Source organism: Labedella endophytica (assembly GCF_003990045.1).
In the GTDB taxonomy this organism is placed as follows: Bacteria; Actinomycetota; Actinomycetes; order Actinomycetales; family Microbacteriaceae; genus Labedella; species Labedella endophytica.
Genome location: NZ_RZGZ01000001.1, coordinates 477,575 through 496,266 on the forward strand (window position 1 = coordinate 477,575; position 18,692 = coordinate 496,266).

20 protein-coding genes and 2 tRNA genes are annotated in these 18,692 nt (G+C 70.5%); 10 read left to right on the top strand and 12 right to left on the bottom strand.

Going from position 1 to position 18,692, the window contains the following annotated elements; genetic code table 11:
- Positions 1-4 precede the first annotated feature (4 nt).
- Positions 5-751, bottom strand: a complete 747-nt coding sequence (locus ELQ94_RS02305; RefSeq protein WP_243696822.1) for a helix-turn-helix domain-containing protein — start codon at positions 749-751, stop codon at positions 5-7.
- Positions 752-921: 170 nt separating this feature from the next.
- Here ELQ94_RS02305 and ELQ94_RS02310 point away from each other — a divergent pair, with 170 nt between their 5' ends.
- The 3 genes from ELQ94_RS02310 (at position 922) to ELQ94_RS02320 (ending at position 1,596) form a co-directional block, all read left to right on the top strand.
- A complete protein-coding gene (locus ELQ94_RS02310) occupies positions 922-1,326 on the top strand; it encodes a DUF6157 family protein (RefSeq protein ID WP_127046746.1) in 405 nt (134 codons plus the stop codon).
- Between the two features lie 95 nt (positions 1,327-1,421).
- Positions 1,422-1,493, top strand: a tRNA-Thr gene (locus ELQ94_RS02315).
- 29 nt (positions 1,494-1,522) lie between these two features.
- Positions 1,523-1,596: transfer RNA gene (locus tag ELQ94_RS02320), tRNA-Met, on the top strand.
- Between the two features lie 79 nt (positions 1,597-1,675).
- Here ELQ94_RS02320 and ELQ94_RS02325 read toward each other — a convergent pair.
- Complete coding sequence (locus ELQ94_RS02325; RefSeq protein ID WP_127046748.1) at positions 1,676-1,942, bottom strand: hypothetical protein; 267 nt, start codon at positions 1,940-1,942, stop codon at positions 1,676-1,678.
- Positions 1,943-2,164: 222 nt separating this feature from the next.
- Here ELQ94_RS02325 and ELQ94_RS02330 point away from each other — a divergent pair, with 222 nt between their 5' ends.
- Positions 2,165-2,656, top strand: coding sequence for a hypothetical protein (locus ELQ94_RS02330; protein WP_127046750.1), 492 nt, complete (start codon positions 2,165-2,167; stop codon positions 2,654-2,656).
- A gap of 145 nt (positions 2,657-2,801) precedes the next feature.
- On the opposite strand, the gene ELQ94_RS02335 is transcribed toward ELQ94_RS02330, so the two are convergent.
- From ELQ94_RS02335 to ELQ94_RS02360, 6 genes are all read right to left on the bottom strand, one after another.
- The gene (locus ELQ94_RS02335; RefSeq protein WP_208007505.1) at positions 2,802-3,548 is read right to left on the bottom strand and encodes a hypothetical protein; all 747 of its coding nucleotides are present in this window, start codon (positions 3,546-3,548) and stop codon (positions 2,802-2,804) included.
- On the bottom strand, positions 3,545-4,063 hold the full coding sequence (locus tag ELQ94_RS02340) for a DUF421 domain-containing protein (protein ID WP_127046752.1): 519 nt from the start codon (positions 4,061-4,063) through the stop codon (positions 3,545-3,547). Before ELQ94_RS02340 ends, ELQ94_RS02335 begins: the two co-directional genes overlap by 4 nt.
- Positions 4,064-4,244: 181 nt before the next feature.
- On the bottom strand, positions 4,245-5,969 hold the full coding sequence (locus tag ELQ94_RS02345) for an MDR family MFS transporter (protein ID WP_127046754.1): 1,725 nt from the start codon (positions 5,967-5,969) through the stop codon (positions 4,245-4,247).
- Between the two features lie 125 nt (positions 5,970-6,094).
- The gene (locus tag ELQ94_RS02350; protein ID WP_127046756.1) at positions 6,095-6,709 is read right to left on the bottom strand and encodes a TetR/AcrR family transcriptional regulator; all 615 of its coding nucleotides are present in this window, start codon (positions 6,707-6,709) and stop codon (positions 6,095-6,097) included.
- A 132-nt stretch (positions 6,710-6,841) separates the two neighbouring features.
- The gene (locus tag ELQ94_RS02355; RefSeq protein ID WP_127046758.1) at positions 6,842-7,573 is read right to left on the bottom strand and encodes a YcnI family copper-binding membrane protein; all 732 of its coding nucleotides are present in this window, start codon (positions 7,571-7,573) and stop codon (positions 6,842-6,844) included.
- A gap of 146 nt (positions 7,574-7,719) precedes the next feature.
- Positions 7,720-8,343 carry a hypothetical protein gene (locus ELQ94_RS02360; RefSeq protein ID WP_127046760.1) on the bottom strand — a complete coding sequence of 208 codons (624 nt, stop codon included), beginning with the start codon at positions 8,341-8,343 and terminating at the stop codon, positions 7,720-7,722.
- Between the two features lie 100 nt (positions 8,344-8,443).
- On the opposite strand from ELQ94_RS02360, the gene ELQ94_RS02365 reads away from it, so the two are divergent.
- Both ELQ94_RS02365 and ELQ94_RS02370 read left to right on the top strand, forming a co-directional pair.
- The gene (locus ELQ94_RS02365) at positions 8,444-9,403 is read left to right on the top strand and encodes a L,D-transpeptidase (protein ID WP_243696849.1); all 960 of its coding nucleotides are present in this window, start codon (positions 8,444-8,446) and stop codon (positions 9,401-9,403) included.
- A 178-nt stretch (positions 9,404-9,581) separates the two neighbouring features.
- A complete protein-coding gene (locus tag ELQ94_RS02370; RefSeq protein WP_166404630.1) occupies positions 9,582-9,860 on the top strand; it encodes a hypothetical protein in 279 nt (92 codons plus the stop codon).
- A 236-nt stretch (positions 9,861-10,096) separates the two neighbouring features.
- Here ELQ94_RS02370 and galE read toward each other — a convergent pair whose 3' ends face one another.
- From galE to galT, 3 genes are read right to left on the bottom strand one after another with little or no spacing between them, the layout of a single operon-like run.
- The gene (gene galE / locus ELQ94_RS02375) at positions 10,097-11,059 is read right to left on the bottom strand and encodes a UDP-glucose 4-epimerase GalE (RefSeq protein ID WP_127046764.1); all 963 of its coding nucleotides are present in this window, start codon (positions 11,057-11,059) and stop codon (positions 10,097-10,099) included.
- Positions 11,060-11,113: 54 nt separating this feature from the next.
- Positions 11,114-12,280: a galactokinase gene (galK, locus tag ELQ94_RS02380; RefSeq protein ID WP_127046766.1), complete on the bottom strand. Its 1,167-nt coding sequence runs from the start codon at positions 12,278-12,280 to the stop codon at positions 11,114-11,116.
- Positions 12,277-13,389 carry a galactose-1-phosphate uridylyltransferase gene (gene galT / locus ELQ94_RS02385; RefSeq protein WP_127046768.1) on the bottom strand — a complete coding sequence of 371 codons (1,113 nt, stop codon included), beginning with the start codon at positions 13,387-13,389 and terminating at the stop codon, positions 12,277-12,279. Before galT ends, galK begins: the two co-directional genes overlap by 4 nt.
- Before the next feature lie 44 nt (positions 13,390-13,433).
- Here galT and ELQ94_RS02390 point away from each other — a divergent pair, with 44 nt between their 5' ends.
- Both ELQ94_RS02390 and ELQ94_RS02395 read left to right on the top strand, forming a co-directional pair.
- A complete protein-coding gene (locus ELQ94_RS02390; protein WP_127046770.1) occupies positions 13,434-14,231 on the top strand; it encodes a DeoR/GlpR family DNA-binding transcription regulator in 798 nt (265 codons plus the stop codon).
- Positions 14,232-14,322: 91 nt separating this feature from the next.
- Entirely contained in the window at positions 14,323-14,706 is a 384-nt protein-coding gene (locus ELQ94_RS02395; protein ID WP_127046772.1) for a VOC family protein, read from the top strand.
- 24 nt (positions 14,707-14,730) lie between these two features.
- Here the strand turns inward: ELQ94_RS02395 and ELQ94_RS02400 are convergent, their stop codons facing one another.
- Positions 14,731-15,465 (bottom strand): glutamine amidotransferase, encoded by a 735-nt coding sequence (locus ELQ94_RS02400; protein ID WP_127046775.1) that lies wholly within the window; start codon positions 15,463-15,465, stop codon positions 14,731-14,733.
- Positions 15,466-15,727: 262 nt separating this feature from the next.
- On the opposite strand from ELQ94_RS02400, the gene ELQ94_RS02405 reads away from it, so the two are divergent.
- The gene (locus tag ELQ94_RS02405) at positions 15,728-16,789 is read left to right on the top strand and encodes a DUF7927 domain-containing protein (protein ID WP_127046777.1); all 1,062 of its coding nucleotides are present in this window, start codon (positions 15,728-15,730) and stop codon (positions 16,787-16,789) included.
- Between the two features lie 173 nt (positions 16,790-16,962).
- A complete protein-coding gene (locus tag ELQ94_RS02410; RefSeq protein WP_127046779.1) occupies positions 16,963-18,666 on the top strand; it encodes an endo-1,4-beta-xylanase in 1,704 nt (567 codons plus the stop codon).
- The last annotated feature ends 26 nt before the right edge of the window (positions 18,667-18,692 follow it).

Sequence of the window (18,692 nt, forward strand, 5' to 3'; positions counted from 1 at the left end):
ACGCTCAGGCCCCTCCGTCGGTGGTCGACACTCCCTCGAGCGAACGTCGAAGATCACGGAGGTAGCGGCCGGGGGTCGTGCCGGCGACGGCGCGGAACTCGTTGATGAGGTGCGCTTGATCGACGTAACCGAGCTCGGCGGCAATGGATGCGGTGTCGGCTCCCGGTGTCGAGAGCAGACGAACGACTTCCTGGAGCCGGATGCGTCGTGCGACGTCGTTCGGCCCGAGTCCGATCGTGGAGCGGAGAGCGCGCTGCAGAGTCCTCTCACTGATCCCCAGCCGGTCGGCGACCGCCCTCCCCGATCGAACGCGCGCACTGGACGTGAGCGCATCGACGGCAGCATTGGCGAGCGCGTGCGTCGTGCCGATCGGTCGCTCTCGGATCATCTCAGCGATGATTCGATCCGCGCGCGACGCTCGCTCGGCGATCGAGTGGCCCGCGGCGATGGCGCGCATTGCTTCGAAGGCCCGTGGGTCGAGCTCACACGTGAGAGCCTGCTCGACGGTGAGCGAGGTCGGCTCCAGATCCGAGAGGACGTGCAGGCCGGCCGGCTTCAGGCGGAGAGCGAAGACGGTGCCGCGTCCGCGGATGACACGTGACCAGGCGTCTGGCCGCACGGTCGTCACCATGAACGGAGCAGGAACGTCACCGTCCTCGATGCTCAGAGTGATGGCGGGGAAATCGACGATCCGCTGGGCCACGGCCTCGTCGCCGGGGAACTGCCAGCGAACAGCCCAGTAGGAACCCACGACGTCACAAGCGGCGCCCGACGGTTGTACCCACTCCGCCTCGAATCGACGGAGGTTCGAGGGCGTAAGTACCCCTGATCGCTCCGTGTCTTCGATGGCCTGGGTCCGCGGGTTCATGGTGTGGCGCAATTCTCCAATACGGGCGACGGGGCTGTCGAGAGAATCGAACCATGACGACGAACTACATCGACACCTTCATCTCGGTGGCCCCCGATTGCCGGGTCGCGCGCGCCGAGGCGCCGCCCCTCACACCCAAGCCGTCCGTGGCGGCGTTGCAGTTCGAGTTGGTCGCCGAGCATCCGTACGAGATGACCTCCGACGAGATCCTCTTCGCCGTGCACGCGACCAGGAACTCGGTGGCCGAGGCGGACCTGGATGCCGAACGTGAACGCTTCTTCGCGAAGGATCAGGCGTGTCTTCGCGCGTCCGCGCTGGGCAAGCGGTACGGCTGGGGAACCCACCATGACGCTCAGGGGCGGGTGGCTCTGTACGGAATCGGCACCGAGGAGTACGACCGGCTGCTCGGTGACCCGGGCCTGACGCACAAGGCGGCCATGCGGTCATCCCGCGCCTGACCGATGATCTCCGCCGACGACCCGCTCCCGTCAGGGGTGGTTCGGCGGGGCGGCGCGCGGATGCTATCCTCGACTGGTGCCATTCCGGTGGTCACGCCCCGATAGCTCAGTGGTAGAGCACTTCCATGGTAAGGAAGGGGTCGTCGGTTCAAACCCGACTCGGGGCTCGCATTTCCGCGGAAGCGTGGAAACATGCGGCAGGGTAGCTCAGCTGGTAAGAGCGCACGACTCATAATCGTGAGGTCGCGGGTTCGAGCCCCGCTCCTGCTACAAGAGAAGGCCCGGTTCGCCGGGCCTTTGTCATATCCGGGGTCCGTGCGGCAGGTCAGTCGATGGGAGCGGCCCCGGGTCAGCGGCGGCCCGCCCCGCGACGGATCCCGAGTACGAAGGCGATCCCGACGAGTCCCGCCGCGAAGAGGACCGCACCGGTCACGGCGCCGTGCCGGAGCATGACGAAATCGTCCGAGGTGAAGATGTCGTCGGGGACGCCGGCGGAGGCGAACCACCCGAATGAGACGGGAGTGGAGACCGCGATCGCGAACAGCACGAGCCCGACGAAGGCGACGACCACCGACACGATCCCGATGAGTCGATCCTGCTTCGTCCACTCCGCCATGACTCCCACGATAGAGCGCCGCGGGTCCGTGACGACGCGGTTCTGGGCGTCGTGACCCCCGCACCGGGGGAGGACTCCCCATACGGAAACCGTCCGGGTGCCCGCTAACGTAGGGGCGGTGCCGACGACGGCCCACCGCGACGGACGCCCCCCTCACATGGGCGACACGACCGCGCGGAGCGTGAGGCGCGGCTGTCGTCGTGCCCCTGAGGGAGGAAACCCATGAAGAAGACCATCGCAGCCTGGACCATCGCCGTGGCGACCGTGTTCGGCCTCGCCGCCTGCTCGAGCGCGGACAGCGCCGACACCGGCTCCGAGAGCGCCGCCTCCTCGGCTCCCTCCGCCTCCGCGCCCGTCGAGGAGGCCCCCGCGTCGGGCGCGTCGGTCGAGGACGCCTGCGCCGCGGTGCAGGCGCAGATCGAGGACGCCAGCACGGCGGTCACCGAGATCGACATGTCGCAGGCCTCGAGCGACCCGCAGGGCACGGTCGATGCGTTCTCCGAGACGGTCGACGCCATCGGCGCCGCCGCGGAATCGGTGGACAACGCCGAGGTCAAGGCGGCCGTGACGGCCGTCTACGACGACTTCGTCGAGATGCGCGACCTCCTCTCCAAGGTGCTCGTCGACCAGGACATGGAGGCGGCAGGCGACATGGCGACGGTCGTGACCGACGTCCAGACGTCGGCCCAGGACCTCGCGACTCTCTGCAGCTGACGGTCGCACCTCGGGGCGGCGCGGTGCGGTGCCGACCCGGTAACGGGTGACGATCGGAAAGGCGGAAGGGCCCACGGAGCGATTGCTCTCGTGGGCCCTTCCGTGTTCTCGGTGAGGTGACCGCCCTCCGCGCCTGCGCCCCATGTCAGGACCTGCCGGGTTCGCCGCTCACGAGGACCGGATCGGTCGACGTGGGTGTGGCGGACTCCCCGCGCAGGAAGAATGCACAGATCGTGCCGGCGAGCGTCGCGAACACCCCGACGGAGTACACCGCGAGCACCACCTGCAGGATCCGCGAGAAGCCGTCGTCCGTCGTGATGCCGGTGCCCGTGATGGTCGCGAGCGCCGACTCGTGGAGGGCCGTCGCGTAGTCGGGCTGCGCGTCGAACGCGAAGAGCAACTGGCTCGAGACGAGCACGACCACGACGGTCACGGCGATGAGGCCGCCGATCCGCGTGGAGAGGAGGCGCCCGGCGGACCGGGAGCCCCTCACGCCGGCCGAGAGGATTCCGCCGGCACGCGCCACGCGGCTGAGGCGCGCGAGCCGCACGAGTCGGAGCGCCTGCAGCGCCCGGAAGAACCGCAGGAACGGCACGAGCAGGAAGAGCACCTGCCACCAGTTGCGCTTCCAGAACACCTTCTGAAAGCGCGCGATGTACGCGCGGAGGAGGAACTCGGCCACGAACACGGCCCAGAACGCCCATCCGGCGACGGACAGGACGAGACCCCACACGGGGTCCGTCACGAGGAGCTGGCCGAGGATCACGAACAGGAAGACGACGCCGAGGACCCCCATCGGTCGGTCGAGCCGTCGTGCCAGGTCCTCGGAAACCCGGACCGGCTCGGGTGCGGGCGGCTCGGTCCTCGACGGTCCGAGGGTCGGCGCCGTCACGCGCGCTCCCACCCTCGAACGTCCTGCAGCGCCGATCCGTCGCCGTACGAGGAAGAGGGGAGCACGCTGATCGTTCCGTTCGTCTCCAGCACGACAGCCGCGATCGACGAGAGGTCGCCCGTGCCCTGCATCCGCACCGCCTGGTGCAGCTCGGACTCCGTCAGCCGATTCCGGCGCAACGCGTCGTGGTGCACGGTCCCGTGCGAGAAGAGCAGAACGGGCCGGGAGGTCAGCGCTGCGCGAGTGCGGGGCCACCGTGCGGAGACCGTCGCCATCACGAACTGCAGGCCCGCGAGGAGGATGAGGGCCGTGAAGCCCTCGGCCCACGACTCATCGGAGCTCAGCAGGATGGTCGCGAGCGTCGATCCGAGGGCCACCGTCACGACGAAGTCGAAGGCGTTGAGCTGGCTCAGGGTGCGTTTTCCCGAGACGCGCAGGACCACGATGAGCGCGCCGTAGGACGCGACCCCGACGAGGAGGATGCGAGCGATGTCGCCCCAGGAGTCGAACCACATGATGGAGCCTTTCGTCGTGTCTCCGCGCGACGTCCGTCGCAGTCGAGGCGGAAGAGTCGAGGCTAGCCCGAGAGCCGGTGTCTCGGCATCCGCTTGACGGCGGGGAGGCATCGCCCCGGGACGCGGATCGGCCCGCCGGGGCAGGTGCTCCGACGGGCCGATGATGATGTTCGACGATGCGCTACTCGCGGTCGCGGTTCGGTTCCTCTGTCGACTCGTCGGAGCCGGTGGTCGACTCGTCGGAGCCGGTGGTCGACTCGCTTCCGTCACCCCGACGCGTGCCGGCGGTGACGGGGACCGCCGTGCGGCGGCCGCGCTGCGCGGACTCGAGCTCCTCCGCCTCGGCGCCGCCGACCGCCTCGCCGCGAGCGACGAGACCGGCCACGTCCGAGAGCGGGATCTGCTTGAGGAAGAGCGACAGCAGGAACGCGAGCCCGATGAACGGTACGAGGTACCAGAACACCGGGGCGAGCGCGTCGGCATACGCGGTGACGATGCCCTCGCGCACGCTGTCCGGCAGGGAGGCGAGCGTCTGCGGATCGAGTGTCGACGTGGCGTCCGCCGCGGCCTCCGGGTCGGCGCCGGCGTCGGCGAAGACGGTCCGCAGGTTCTCGGTGAGCCGCGTCGTGAAGAGCGTGCCGAAGACGGCGACGCCGAGGCTCGCGCCCACCTCGCGGAAGTAGTTGTTCGTGCTCGTCGCGGTACCGATCTGCGACGACGGGACCGCGTTCTGCACCACGAGCACGACGACCTGCAGGATGAGGCCGAGACCGGCACCGAAGAAGAACAGGAACACGCAGATCAGCCAGACGGGCGTGTCGGCGGTGAGCGTGGTCATCGCGATCATCGCGGCGGCCGTGAGGAGCGTTCCGATGATCGGGAACAGCTTGTACTTCCCGGTCTTCGAGATCAGGATTCCGGACGTGATCGACGTGAGCATGAGTCCCGCCATCATCGGCAGCATGAGCAGCCCGGACTCGGCCGCAGAGGTCCCCGAGGACATCTGGAGGAAGGTCGGCACGAAGCCGATCGCCGCGAACATACCGAGGCCGAGCGTGAGGCCGATCGCGGTCGCGTTGACGAAGATCGGGTTGCGGAACAGTCCGAGCGGGATCACCGGGTCCTCGGCGCGCGCCTCGGTCATGATGAACGCGGCGACCGCGATCACGAAACCGACACCCCACGCCCACGTGGCGAGCGAGTCCCAGCCGTAGGCGCTGTCGCCGCCGAAGTCGGTGAAGAAGATGAGCGTCGTGGTGGCGATCGAGAGGAACACGATCCCGAGGATGTCGATCTTCTTCGTGGCCTTCTTCGCCGGCAGCTTGAGCGCGACGAACGCGATCGCGAAGGCCGCGATCCCCACCGGGATGTTGATGTAGAACGCCCACTGCCACGTGAGGTGGTCGACGAAGTAGCCGCCGAGGAGGGGCCCGCCCACGGCGGACAGCCCGAAGACGGCGCCGAGCGGCCCGAGGTACTTGCCCCGCTCGCTCGCCGGAACGATGTCGGCGATGATCGCCTGCGACAGGATGATGAGCCCGCCGCCGCCAAGTCCCTGCACCGCGCGGAACGCGACGAAGGACCAGAAGTCACCGGCGAACGCCGCGCCCACCGAGGCGATCGTGAAGATGGCGATCGCGATGAGGAACAGGTTCCGGCGCCCGAGCACGTCGCCGAACTTGCCGTAGATGGGCATCACGATGGTCGTCGCCAGGAGGTAGGCGGTCGTGATCCACACCTGGTGGTCCACCCCGCCGAGCTCGCCGACGATGGTCGGCATCGCGGTCGAGACGATCGTCTGGTCGAGACTCGACAGCAGCATTCCGGCGATGAGCGCGCCGAAGATGATCCAGATGCGCCGCTGCGTGAGGAGGAACGGCGAGGGGGCGCCGGTCGTCGTGGTCATGTCGTTGTCCGTTCTCGATGTGTCGTCGGGTGTCATGGGGGAGTCGCGGCGCACGTGTCACCCCGCCGTCACGGTGGTGCTGACGTGGCGGAGACGGGGTGGCGACGGTGCCGGAGAGGGTGGAGTCAGGTCAGGATGGCGCGAGCCGCGGCGATGCGGCGCGCGATGATCTCGCCGATGGGGTCGGTGTTGTCGGGGCCGAGGAACTCCATCGCACTCGGTCGGGCGAATGCCCCCGCGAGGTGCACGACGGCCGCGGCGCGCAGGTCGCCGGCCGGCAGACCCTCCCGCTTCTCGACGAGGGCGATGTCCATGGCCTCGTCGCGCATCGCGAGCTCCATCATCCGGGCGAGCAGGCGAGGTTCCGCCTTGAGGGCGGTGGCGACACCCCGAAGGCCGGTGGTGTCGACGTCGGATCGGATCCAGCGATCCTCCATGAGTCGGAGGAAGTCCTCGAACAGGGTGGGGGAGAGGGAGTCGGAGGAGGGGTCGCCGCCCGCGAGGAAGGCGTCGTCGAGTTCGTCGTCCGGTTCGCGGCTGGCGACCCCGACGACGGCGTCGTCCTTCGACGCGAAGTAGTTGAAGAACGTGCGTCGTGAGATGCCGACGGCGTCGCACAACTCCTCGACCGTGAAGCCGGAGAGGCCGCGCTCGGTGAAGAGGCGCCGCGCTTCCGCGACGAGCGCCCTCGTCGTCTTGGACTTGCGTCGCTCCCGCACGCCCATTGCACTATCTGCCATATGTGCATATTTGCACTAAGTTGCATCGAGTGCAAGTGGGTTGTGGAGGTGCGGAGCGGAACGGCCTCCGACGCAACGAGCCCCCTCGCCGCCGGAGCGGAGAGAGGGCTCGAATCATTGGAACGCGAGTCGTCAGGAGGAACGGCGACGCAGCGCCCACACGGCGAGGACCACACCCGCGAGACCGACGACGAGGCCGGCGACGCCGAGGCCGATCGCCGTGCCCACGGCGGGGTCGGCCGCGGCGTCCGTCGAGGCATCGGCGCTCGCCGCCTCGGTTCCGGAATCGTCGCTCGGCTCGGCGGCGCCGTGGCCGTGCGCGTCCTCCGATGCCGCGGTGAGGACGACGGCGGGGGCGGGGTGCTCCGGCTCGTCCTCGCCCGCGACGGTCTCCTCGTTCCACTCGGTGGATCCCACCTCGCAGGTCTGGAGAACGGGGAACTCGACGACGTCCCCGGCCTCACCCGCCGGCAGCGGCACGGAGAGCGTGAACGTGTCGCGGAGGCCGTCGGCGAGCGGTGTCTTCGCGGTGTAGACGACCTCGGCGGTGTAGTCGGGGTCCGTCTCCGACGCGACCTTCGTGACGTCCCAGTTCGGGTTCACCGTGGGGGTCACGGTGATGACGGACTCCGGGATGGTGATGCGGATCTCGGTCGTCGGCGAGCCGTCGCAGCCGTGGGGAACCGCGAAGGTGAGGTTGGCGTACGACCCGGCGGCCGTCGTGTCGGGGGTGACGCCGACGTGCGCGCTCGCGGCGAGCGGGGCCGCGAACACGAGCGCGAGCCCGGCGACGCCGCCGAGGGCGAGCGTGCGGCGGCGCGGGGAGCGGGTGGAGGGCGCGGTCGAAGTGGTGCGTGAGGTCATTGCTGTCGTCCTTCGGGGGTGTGCCGCCCGTCGGCTGGGGACGGGGCGGCGGATCGTCGATGTGACGCGGCGCGACGAGGGCGTCTGCGCCGCGGACACGCACACGGAGACCGGTGTCCGGCTCTCTCGAGCGGACGTCGGTCGATCTACGCGGCGGTGACGAACGCGGGCGGGCCGCGGTGGCGGAGTCCGCCGAGGAGCAGGGGGAGTCGTGAGGGCCGGAGGCCGCTTCCCTCCGGGCGGATCCGCGCCGAGCCGCGGGTGACGAGCACCGGAACCGGAACGATCGCGCGGATGACCGAGGAGACCACGCGCGCGAGAGCGGCGATCCCGAGCGAGGAGCTGTCCACGAGACGCAGCACCAGGATCGTGAGCGCGGCCGCACCGAGGTGCGCGAGGAGCATGGGTGCACCGTCGTGACCGTGACCAGCCGCATTCTGCACGAGAGTGAGCGTCGTCGACCCGGAGTGTGCCGCGTGTGCTCCGCCGGTTCCCGGCTGCGCCACGACGTGCGCTCCCGCGGGGCCGGCGAGTCCGAACGTGCAGTGGAACAGGGCCTGCGAAGCCACGACGGCGATCGAGACGCGGGGCCAGGAGAAGCGCCGACCGACGACGGCCGTACACCAGCCGACACTCACGATGAACGCGAGGACGAGCAGAGCGGGGGAGGGGAACAGTCCGCCACCGATGGCATGCGAGAACGCCGCGACGAACGTCGCGATTCCGGCTGCGACGGTGCCGCGGGCCAGGCGATCGGTGCGCGAGTGCATGGGTTCGGGGATCCTCCGGCGTCCACGCTACCTGTTTCGGGCCACCGTTCCGACGCGCCCCGGGGTGCTCGCCTTGCGTTCCGGGCGGGTGGCCCGCAGCATGGGAACCATGAGTGGGGGCGGAACGGACGAGGTCGAGGGTGGGACGGCGGGCGACTCCGCTCGATCGCGCGCCCCGCGGCGTCGGATGCGGCTCCTCCTCATCGCGATGGTGGTCGTCGTGGTCCTCGTGGGTGTCGTGGTCGCGGTGCGGCTCGCCACGCCGGAACCGGTCCCCGTCGCGCAGACCGCCACTCCCACCCCGACGCCGACCACGACCCCCACCCCGTCGCCCACACCGACGGGGCATGCGCTCGACGCCCGCGGCTACGACCTCACGGGGCTGCCGACGGTCGACGTGTTCGCGGTGATCCCGGCCCTCCCGGTCGACGACGATCCCGACGGCGGCACGACGGGCGAGGTCGCGACGCCGCTCCCCGCCGGCGCCCCCGTCTTCGCCGAGCCCGGGCAGGAGCCGGTCGGGTCCCTCCCGCGGGAGCTGCCGTACGAGGGGAGCGTCGTCCCGATCATCGAGCGCGAGGAGCACTGGGTGCGCGTGCTGCTCGTCGGTCGCTCCGGCCTGCCGTCACAGGGCACGACCGGGCAGCTCACGGGCTGGCTCCGCACGGCGGACGTCGAGATCACGCCGCTCGACTCCACCATCGAGGTGAGCATCTCCGCCGGCACGATCGACATCGTCACCCCCGAGGGACGGGAGCGGGTGCCCGGCGAGTTCGCGTGGGGCACGGAGGCGACCCCGACGCCGATCGGGCGCACGTTCGTCATGAGCGTGCGGACGGCGTCGTCGCTCGCGTACACCCGGGGCCACCCGATCGTGTACCTCGCCGTCCAGTCCCCGACCCTCGACGGCTTCGGCGGCATCGACGTCGCGATCACGGCGTTCCACTACCACGACACCCACGCCGGGGCGATCTCGAACGGCTGCCTGCGCGTCGGCACCGAGACGATCGATCGCCTCACCCAGCTGCCGGCCGGCACTTCCGTCCGCATCCTCCCCTGACCCCCTAGAAATCCCCTCTGTGCTCGAATTTCCACGCACAGAGGGGATTTTCAGCGGGGGAGTGTCGGTGGGGGGTTCGTAGACTCGTGCTCGCGCAGGCCGGTGCGCTCCGACCCCCCAGGAGCCGCGCATGTCCCCGCCGAAACCGATCCGCATCTCGCGGGTCGAATGGGTGTGCATGCGCAACGATCCCGTGCTCCCGAAGGCCGTCATCCGGCTCGTGACGGTGCGCGAGCGGCGAAGCGGTCGGGACGGGGATGGATGCGGAGACGAGGACGGGCCCGCCGTCGAGCGCTATCGCGTCGTGACGTGGGCGCCGGACTCGGCTGATCGTCTCCTCGTCGGGTACTACGCCACGCTCGCCGAGGCGAACGCCGCCGTCCGGTACGACATCCCCGACCCGGCCTCCGTCGTCACGGGCCACGCCGCCTTCGGCATGTACGGCCGCCAGCGCTGACCGGGGCCCCGACCGGCTCCACCGCACCCACTCAGCCCGCTCGCGCCATCCGCGCTGCCCCGTCCGGATCACCGAGCGCTACAGGAACAGCCGAGCGCCACACGAAAACGTGTGACGGTCGGCTGACGGTGGCGCGCTCGGCGCAGGGGAGGTCCAGCGCGCTCGTCGCGCTGGACAAGCGACCGCGTTCGGCGCGCGGGCCGGAGCGCCGTGTGACGAGCGCGGAGCGGCCGGTGTCAAGCGCCGGAGCGCGAGGCCTCCCAGGCGCTCCCGATCATCTCGTCGAGGGAGTGCCGCATGCGCCAGTCGAGGTCGCGCGCGGCGAGTTCCCCGCTCGCGACGATCCGCGCCGGGTCGCCGGGGCGACGGGGGCTGATCTCCGGATCGAATGGCGTGCCCGTCACCCGGGCGACGCCGTCCATGATCTGGCGGACGGAGACGCCGTCGCCGCTGCCGAGGTTGTAGACCGGCTCGATGTCCTCGTCGCCGGTCAGCCGCTCGGCCGCGCGCACGTGCGCCTCGGCGATGTCCGCCACGTGCACGTAGTCACGCACGCACGTGCCGTCGGGGGTCGGATAGTCGGTGCCGTTGATGCGCGGCACCCGGCCCTCCGCGAGCGCGGCAAAGACCAGTGGGAACAGGTTGTGCGGACTCGTGTCGCGGAGATCGGGCGAAGCCGACCCCACGACGTTGAAGTACCGCAGGCTCGTGTGGCGGAGTCCCGTCGCGCGGCCTTGATCGCGGAGCAGCCATTCCCCGATGAGCTTGGTCTCGCCGTACGGCGACTCGGGCCGCGTGGCCGTGGCCTCCGTCACGAGGTCGGTGTCGGGTGTGCCGTACACCGCGGCACTCGACGAGAACACGATGCGGGCCACACCGGCGCGCTCGGCCGCGGCGAGCAGGTTCGTCGTGGCCGTCACGTTCTGCTCGTAGGTGTGGATGGGCTTCTTCACCGATTCGCCGGCGTACTTGTATCCCGCGATGTGCACGACTCCCGCGAATCGGTACTCCGAGAACACGCGGTCGAGCAGCGGCACGTCGAGGAGAGTGCCCTCGACGAAGTCCTGGTCGTCGGAGATGAAGGAGCGGTGTCCGCTCGAGAGGTCGTCGAGCACGACGGTGGCGATGCCCGCCGCCGCGAACGCGCGGACGACGTGCGCCCCGATGTACCCGGCCCCGCCGGTGATCAACCACGTCATGATGTTCCCGTTCGTCTCGTCGTCTTCTGATCGTGCGGTCGTCCGTCGCCCACGCTAGCCGTCCCGCCGCGCACCGGGCGAGGGGGAGACGGTCGTGATCCCGGGTTCACCGAAACCGGCTGCGGCGAAGGCCTCGCGCACGGCGGCGGTCGCCTCGGCGACCCGCTCCCGTGGCAGCAGTCCGATGGCGGAACCGCCGAAGCCGCCCCCGGTGAGTCGTGCGCCCAGAGCACCGGCCGCACGCATCGCGGCGACGGCCGCGTCGATCTCGGGCACCGAGATCTCGAAGTCGTCGCGCATCGAGGCGTGCGAGGCGTCGAGCAGCTCGCCGACCGCCCGCGGCCCGGCGGAGCGGAGCGTCCTCACCGTCTCGAGCACGCGCTCGTCCTCGGTGATCACGTGCCGCGCGCGGCGGAAGGTCTCCTCGTCCAGTCGGCCGTCGGTGAACGCGGCCTGCAGGTCGTCGAGGTCGGCGTCGCGCAGTGCGGGCACACCGAGTGCCCTGGCCGCGCGTTCGCACGACTCTCGACGGCTCGCGTAGCCTCCGGTCGCGTGGTCATGCGAGACGCGGGTGTCCACCACGAGGACCTCGAGCCCTGCTTCCGCGAAACCGAGGCCCACGGGCACGGCCTCCTGCGTGCGGCAGTCGAGGAAGACGGCGGAGTCGGCCTCGCCGAAGAGGGAGGCCGTCTGGTCCATGATCCCTGTGGGGGCTCCGACGACGGTGTTCTCGGCGCGCTGGCCGGCCAGGACGAGCGACGCACGCTCGGCGCCGAGCGACCAGAGCTCGTCGAGGGCGACGGCGGTCGCGCACTCGATCGACGCGGACGACGAGAGCCCGGCGCCGACGGGGACGTCGGAGTGGAGCGCGAGCTCGAACCCGGTGAGGCGATCGCGACCGTGGTCCTCGCCGAGTGCCCAGACGATGCCGAACACGTAAGCGGCCCACGACGAGATGCGCGAACCGTCGAGTGCGTCGAGGCTCGTCTCCACGGGGTCGCCGCCCGCGGTCGAGACGACGACGACGCGGTCGTCGTCCCGCAGTCGTACGGCGACGACGGCGCGATAGTCGATCGCGAAGGGGAGGGCGAAGCCGTCGTTGTAATCGGTGTGCTCGCCGATGAGGTTGACGCGGCCGGGGGCCGACCAGACACCGTCGGGCTCGCCGCCGAACTGCGCGGTGAAGAGGCGGGTGGCCTCGTCGTCGGTCGTGGCGGTCATCGGACGGCCTCCTTCCAGGCGGCTGCCTGCGTCTCGGGGAGCACATCGCCGATGAAGGCGCCCATGGCGCTCTCCGAGCCGGCGAGGTACTTGAGTCGTTCCGGCGCCCGGCGGGGGGACGTGATCTGGAGCGTCAGCCGGATGTCGCGGTGGTGGTTCACGGGGGCCTGGTGCCAGGCTGCGATGTACGGGGTGGGGTCACCGTAGATCGCATCGATCCCCTGCAGGACGCGGGGGAGGAGCTCGGCGAGTTCCGCGCGTTCGGCCGAATCGGTCTCCGCGAGGTCCGCGACATGACGGTGCGGCATGACGTGCAGTTCGAGGGGCCAGCGCGCGGCGAAGGGCACGTAGGCGCTCCAGTGCTCACCGCGGACGATGACCCTCTCGGAAGCGAGCTCGAACGCGAGGATGTCCTCGAAGAGGCCCGGTCCGTGCTTCTCGACGGACGCGACGAGGCGCTGCGTGCGCGGCGTCACGTACGGGTAGGCGTAGATCTGACCGTGCGGGTGGCGCAGGGTGACCCCGATCGCCTCCCCGCGGTTCTCGAACGCGAAGACCTGCTCGACACCGGGCACCTCGGAGAGCGCCGCCGTGCGATCGGCCCAGGCCTCGACGACCGTGCGGAGGCGCTCAGGGGCCTGGCTCCCGAGCGATCCCTCGTGCTCGGGGCTGAAGCACACGACCTCGCAGCGGCCGACCGACGGCCGGCTGCTCCCGATGCCGGGTTCGGCGTCTCCGTGTGTGTCCACGTCGGTCACGGTTGCGGGTCCGAAGGAGGGGGATCGGTTCTCGAAGACGGCGACGTCGTACCGGTCGGGCACCTCGGACGGATTCGTGGCACTCGCCGGGGCGAGCGGGTCGAGGTCGGCCGGTGGGAGGAAGACGCGGTTCTGGCGGGCGGACGCGATCGAGATCCACTCCCCGGTGAGGGGGTCGTGGCGCATCGAGGCCGTGGCGGGGCGCGGATCCAGTGTTCGGGCGTCGCTCGCCCGCTCGGCAGTGAGGCTCGATCCGTGGTCGTCGTAGTAGAACAGGTCGCGGCCGTCGGCGAGAGTGTCGTCGTGGCGCACGACACCGTCCTGGAGGGCGACGGAGGGAAGCAGGGGCATGGTTTCATATTGACAAGCAAACGCAAGCAAAGCAAGGTTGGCCTATGTCGGATCCCGTCGAAACGCCCCTCCCTGCCGACATGCGTCGCGCCCGCATCCTCGAGATCGTGCGGGATCGCGGCTTCGTGCGGGTCTCCGACCTCGGCGGATCGTTCGGCGTCTCCGATGTGACGGTGCGCGGTGATCTCGACGCCCTCGCGGCGACGGGCTCCGTGCGCCGCGTGCACGGCGGTGCGGTCGCGGCCCTCGGACCGGTCGCGGAACCGTCGTTCGAGCAGGCCTCCGACGCCTTCGCTGGGGAGAAACGCGCGATCGGCCGAGCGGCTGCCGCCCTCGTCTCCTCCGGCCAGAGCATCTTCCTCGATGTCGGCACCACAGCGAACGCGGTCGCCGTGGCTCTGGCGGAACGCGACGACCTCACCGACGTCGTCGTCATGACGAACGGGCTCAACATCGCCCTCGCCCTCGAGGCGACGATCCCCCGCTTCACCGTGCTCGTGACGGGGGGAGCGCTCCGGCCCCTCCAGCACTCCCTCGTGAACCCCATGGCGCTCCGGCTGCTCGACGGCCTGCACGCCGACCTCGCGATCATCGGCTGCAACGGGGTCCACCCCGAGGCGGGCGTGACCAACGTCAACCTCCCGGAGGCCGAGGTGAAGCGGGCGATGGTGGAACGCGCGGGCCGCACCGTCGTGGTCGCGGACGGATCGAAGCTCGGCAACGTGCATCTCGGCCGGATCGCGCGGCTCGCGGAGGTGGACGTGCTCATCACGAGCGCGTCTGCACCGGCCGGAGCCCTCGACGAGTTCGCCGCCCTCGACCTGTCGGTCACGCAGGTCTGAGAGCGGCCCTGGCCGGGGAACCCCGGGGGTTGTAGCCTCCTTCCTGACGGCGCCGTCGACTCCGCCGCCGCCCGACGATCGGAGGACCACCATGTTCGCGACGACCCCGGCCTTCAGCGGTTTCTCGGTGGACGACATCCCCGCGGCAAGGGCCTTCTACGCCGATGTCCTCGGGCTCGACGTGCGCGAGGAGAACGGCATGCTCCTCCTCGGGATCCACGAGAGCCAGCCGATCCTCGTCTACCCGAAGGGCGAGGCGCACACTCCCGCATCGTTCACGATCCTGAACTTCCCCGTCGACAACGTCGAGGCGACCGTTCGGGAGCTCGCCGACCGCGGCGTGGAGTTCGAACGGTACGACGGCGTCGACGAGCTCGGCATCATGCGGGCGGACGGGCCCCTCATCGCGTGGTTCACCGATCCGGCCGGGAACATCCTGTCCGTGATCGAGAGCGGCGACGACGCCGGCCACTAGAGCGACCGGACGTTTCCGACGCGCTCAGCTGGCGTAGCGCTCGGCGAACGCCCGCAACACGCGGTGCGATGCGTCGACGTCGGCCCGAGCCACACGCTCGGCGACGGCCGCGGTCTCCGTCGGATCGAAGTACCCGTGGGTCGAATACGTCAGCACGCGCGCGACCATCGCCTCGACGGTGAGTTCCGGGTGGAACTGGGTCGCGTACCGGTTCCGACCGATGCGGAAGGCCTGCACCGGGCAGGCGTCGCCCGTCGCGAGCAGCACCGCGTCGGCGGGGAGGACGGCGACGGCCTCCTTGTGGCCGACGAAGGCGTCGAACACACGGGGGAGGGCGCCGAACACCGGGTCGTCCGCTCCCTCGTCCGTGAGCCTCACGGCGACCGCCCCCGAGCGTTCGCCGTATGTCCGATCGATCACGGCGCCCGCGTGCCGGCCGAGCGTGCCGATTCCGTAGCACGCGCCGAAGAAGGGAACGTCGTCGCGGGCGACGAGGTCGAGAAGGTCGTGGAGCTCGCGCTCCACCCGCACCTGCACGGCCGACTTCGTCGCCGGCGGGTCCGTGGAGGTGAAGGGGCTCCCGGCGAGGAACACGCCGGAGTAGTCGCCGAGGTCGAACCCGGCAGGCAGCGGCGCGACGTCGAGGCGGTGGTGGGCGAGGCCCGTGCGCGGCAGGCCCGTGAGCTCGACGAAGAGCTCGTACTCGTTCGCTGCGGTCGCGTCCTCGACTCGGGTCGTGAGGAGGAGGAACGGTCGCATCCGCCCAGATTAGTGCCGGAGCGGGGGCAGTGCCGGCGCGGTGCCCCCCGAACGCGCCGGCCGTCGTCGGTATCGCGTACGCCCCCGCGTTCTGGGTCGCGACACGGTGACCGCGCACCGCCACAATCGGACACAGGACGCACCACGCGCACGTCGAGCCGTTCCGGTCGACCTGCGCCGACCGAGGCCGGGGGGCCGCGGTCCGTGTGCGCGGACCACGCAGGACACCTCGTGGTCGTTCGACCGATCGGGGGAGAGTTCGATGGATGCAACGGGAGATCGGGTCGTGGGCGCGAACGCCGCACGACCGAGCCGCGGACGTGGCCGCGGGCTCGTAGCGGCTCTGGCCGTCGGGATCGGCGCGCTCGCGCTGCTCGTCATGCCGGCCGGCGGCGCCGCGGCGGCGTCACCGGACGAGTCCGGGGTCGAGGTGTCGGTGCGCATGACCGCCTCGTCGGACCAGCCGACGGCCGGCGACACGGTGGTCGTCGACCTGACGCTCACGAACACGGGGCCGTCCTCCGAACGTGTCCTCGTCGACGAGGTGGTCACCGGCGTCCTCGACGATGCCCGCATGGAGGTCGCGGCCGAGGCGTCGTCCTCGTCCGTCACCGTCATCCGACTCGGTCACGATCGACTGGCCCTGTCCGGGTATCTCGACCCCGGCCAGGTCGTCACGGTCGGCTACACCGTCGTGATCCGCCCCGACGCGGAACGGGGCGACGGAGTCCTGTCGCGCGTCGCGCTCGCGGCGGACGTGGCCCGCTCCTGCGCGGACGATGAGGCGACGGACACGGGCTCCGGGCTCGGCGACTGCACGGCGATCGTGCTCGCCGGAGCGCCCGTCGAATCCGCGGGGTCGACGTCCGCCGAGGACCGCGCCGCCGTATCAGCCGAGGAGTCGCTCGCCGCCTCTGCGCGATCGTCGTCCTCGTCGGATGCGAGCGGGGTCTCGGCTGCGGGGGATGACGGAGCCTCGGTCGATGCCGCCGTCGGACCGATCCCAACCGCCCTCGTGGTTCCTCTCTCCGTGGTGCTCGCCGCGCTGCTCGCCATCTCCGCACTCCTGGTGGTCGTGCACCGCGCTCGACGCCGGCGCTCGCGGCGGGTCCTCTCCGAACCGGTGGTCCTCCCGACGCGTCCTGTCTCCGACCGGTCGCGCCCGGTGGTTCCCGTTCAACCGGCGCGCGCCACCTCGGACCACGCTCTTCCGGTACGCGTGATCCGGCCGCTCCCGCCCGCGGTGCATTTCGACTCCCGACGCGAGCGCCGCCTGGCCGAGCGGCGCCTCGCAGAGCGGGGGCTCGCGCTCCCCGTTGCGTAAGCTTCCAGCATGCCGATCGCCCTCATCCGCCGCGCGCAGACCACTCTGCCGTGGGTGGGGTTCTCCGTCGCCACCACTTCCTCGCCCTGTTCCACTCCCGTCGCGGCAGCCACCCCGCAACTGGACGTCACCGGCGGCTGCGAGCGGCCGGCCCCCGCGGATGACGTTCACCGATGGCAGCCCTGACCGCCCGGCGACGGCGCGTCGTGAGCGTGGCGACCGCCGGCCTCCTCCTCGCCCTGCTGGGCTGCAGCTCGACGGACTCGCCCTCCGAGCGGGGTACCGTCATCGACCTCCTGCAGCAGGATTGGCGGCACGTGCCGGGAATCGTTGCGGACGGCGATCGTGTGCGGGTGACGGCGACGGCGCTGCGCATCGTCGAGCAGGACGGCGGGGGAGGCCAGCCGAACCCGCCGGTCAACCTGGCGGGAACGCATCTGGTGGCCGCGGGGGACTTCTCGCTCAGTGCGTCATTCACCGACGTGACGGCCGATGCGACCCTGGCCGTCTACGAGAGCCCGCCGGTGATCGCCGACGAGTTCCGGATCGAGCCGGCGGGTGTCCAGCTCACGCTCCGCGGCGACGACCTCCGGATCGCCGTCTTCGACGGCTCTCTCCAGCAGGACGTGACCGACCCGCAGCCGGCGCAGGACGAGCACGTCACGGTCCTCGACCCCGAGGCGGAGCTCTCCGTGCACCGTTCCGGCGACCGGCTCGAGATCTCGAGCGGTGGCGGGATGGTGTCCTCCCTGCCCCTCGGCGACGTCTTCGGTTCTGGCGAACTCTGGTTGGGGTTGTCGAGCGACGAGGGGTCCTTCACCGTCGGTTCGCTCACGGCCGCTGCGCCGGGTGGCTCGTCCCTCGCCACCGCCGGTCCCGCCGCGGCCGACGCGGAGCGATCCGCGGACGGTCTGCAGGCTCGTGCAGCCCGCTCTCGCCCGGACTTCCTGATCGGCGCGGCAGTGGCACTCGGTCCGCTCGCCTCGGACGCGGACTACGCGAACAACGTCGTGGGCGACTTCGGTGCTCTCACACCGGAGAACGCGATGAAGCCGCAGGCGCTCTCTCCTCGGCAGGGTGAATACACCTTCGAGGAGGCCGACGCCCTCCTCGATGTCGCGGAGAGCAAGGGAATGGCCGTGCACGGCCACACCATCGCGTTCACCGAGGCGATGCCCCGCTGGATGAGGGAACTCCCGACCGGCTCCGAGCAGGAGCGCCAGGCCAGCGCCGAGGTTCTGCTCGACTACGTGAGCACCGTCGTCACGCACTTCAGGGGTCGGCTCGATTCGCTCGACGTCGTGAACGAACCGTTCGACGTCGACCAGGGGACCCATCTGCAGGAGAACATCTGGCACCGGGTCTTCGGGCCGACGTACCCGGTGATCGTCTCGCAAGCGGTTCACGACGCGGACCCGGACGTCAGGCAGTTCATCAACGAGAACGGCGCCGACGTGCCGGGTCCCCGCCAGGACGCCCTGGTCCAGCTCGCTCTCGACACGAACGAGCAGGGTGGGCACATCGACGGCGTGGGCCTTCAGTCTCATGTCTACGACCTCGACACCGATGCCCTCTCCGCCGATGATCTCGCGACCACGTTCGACAACGTCGAGGATGCCGGGCTGATCGTTCGGATCTCCGAGAACGACGTCACGGACAGCGAGGGTCAGGACGCCCAGGCGCAGCAGTACGCCACGGTCCTCGCGGCCTGCCTCCGCTCGGAAACCTGTGTCTCGTACACGACGTGGGGAGTGGACGATCGGTTCGACTGGTGGATCGACGACGACGGCGGCCTGCAGCAGGGCCACGACTTCCTGTTCGACGACGGAGAGCCGACGCCAGCATACGACGCGGTGAGGAAGGTGCTCGCGGACTGATCGTCGAGTATCTGTGGAGCTCCCAG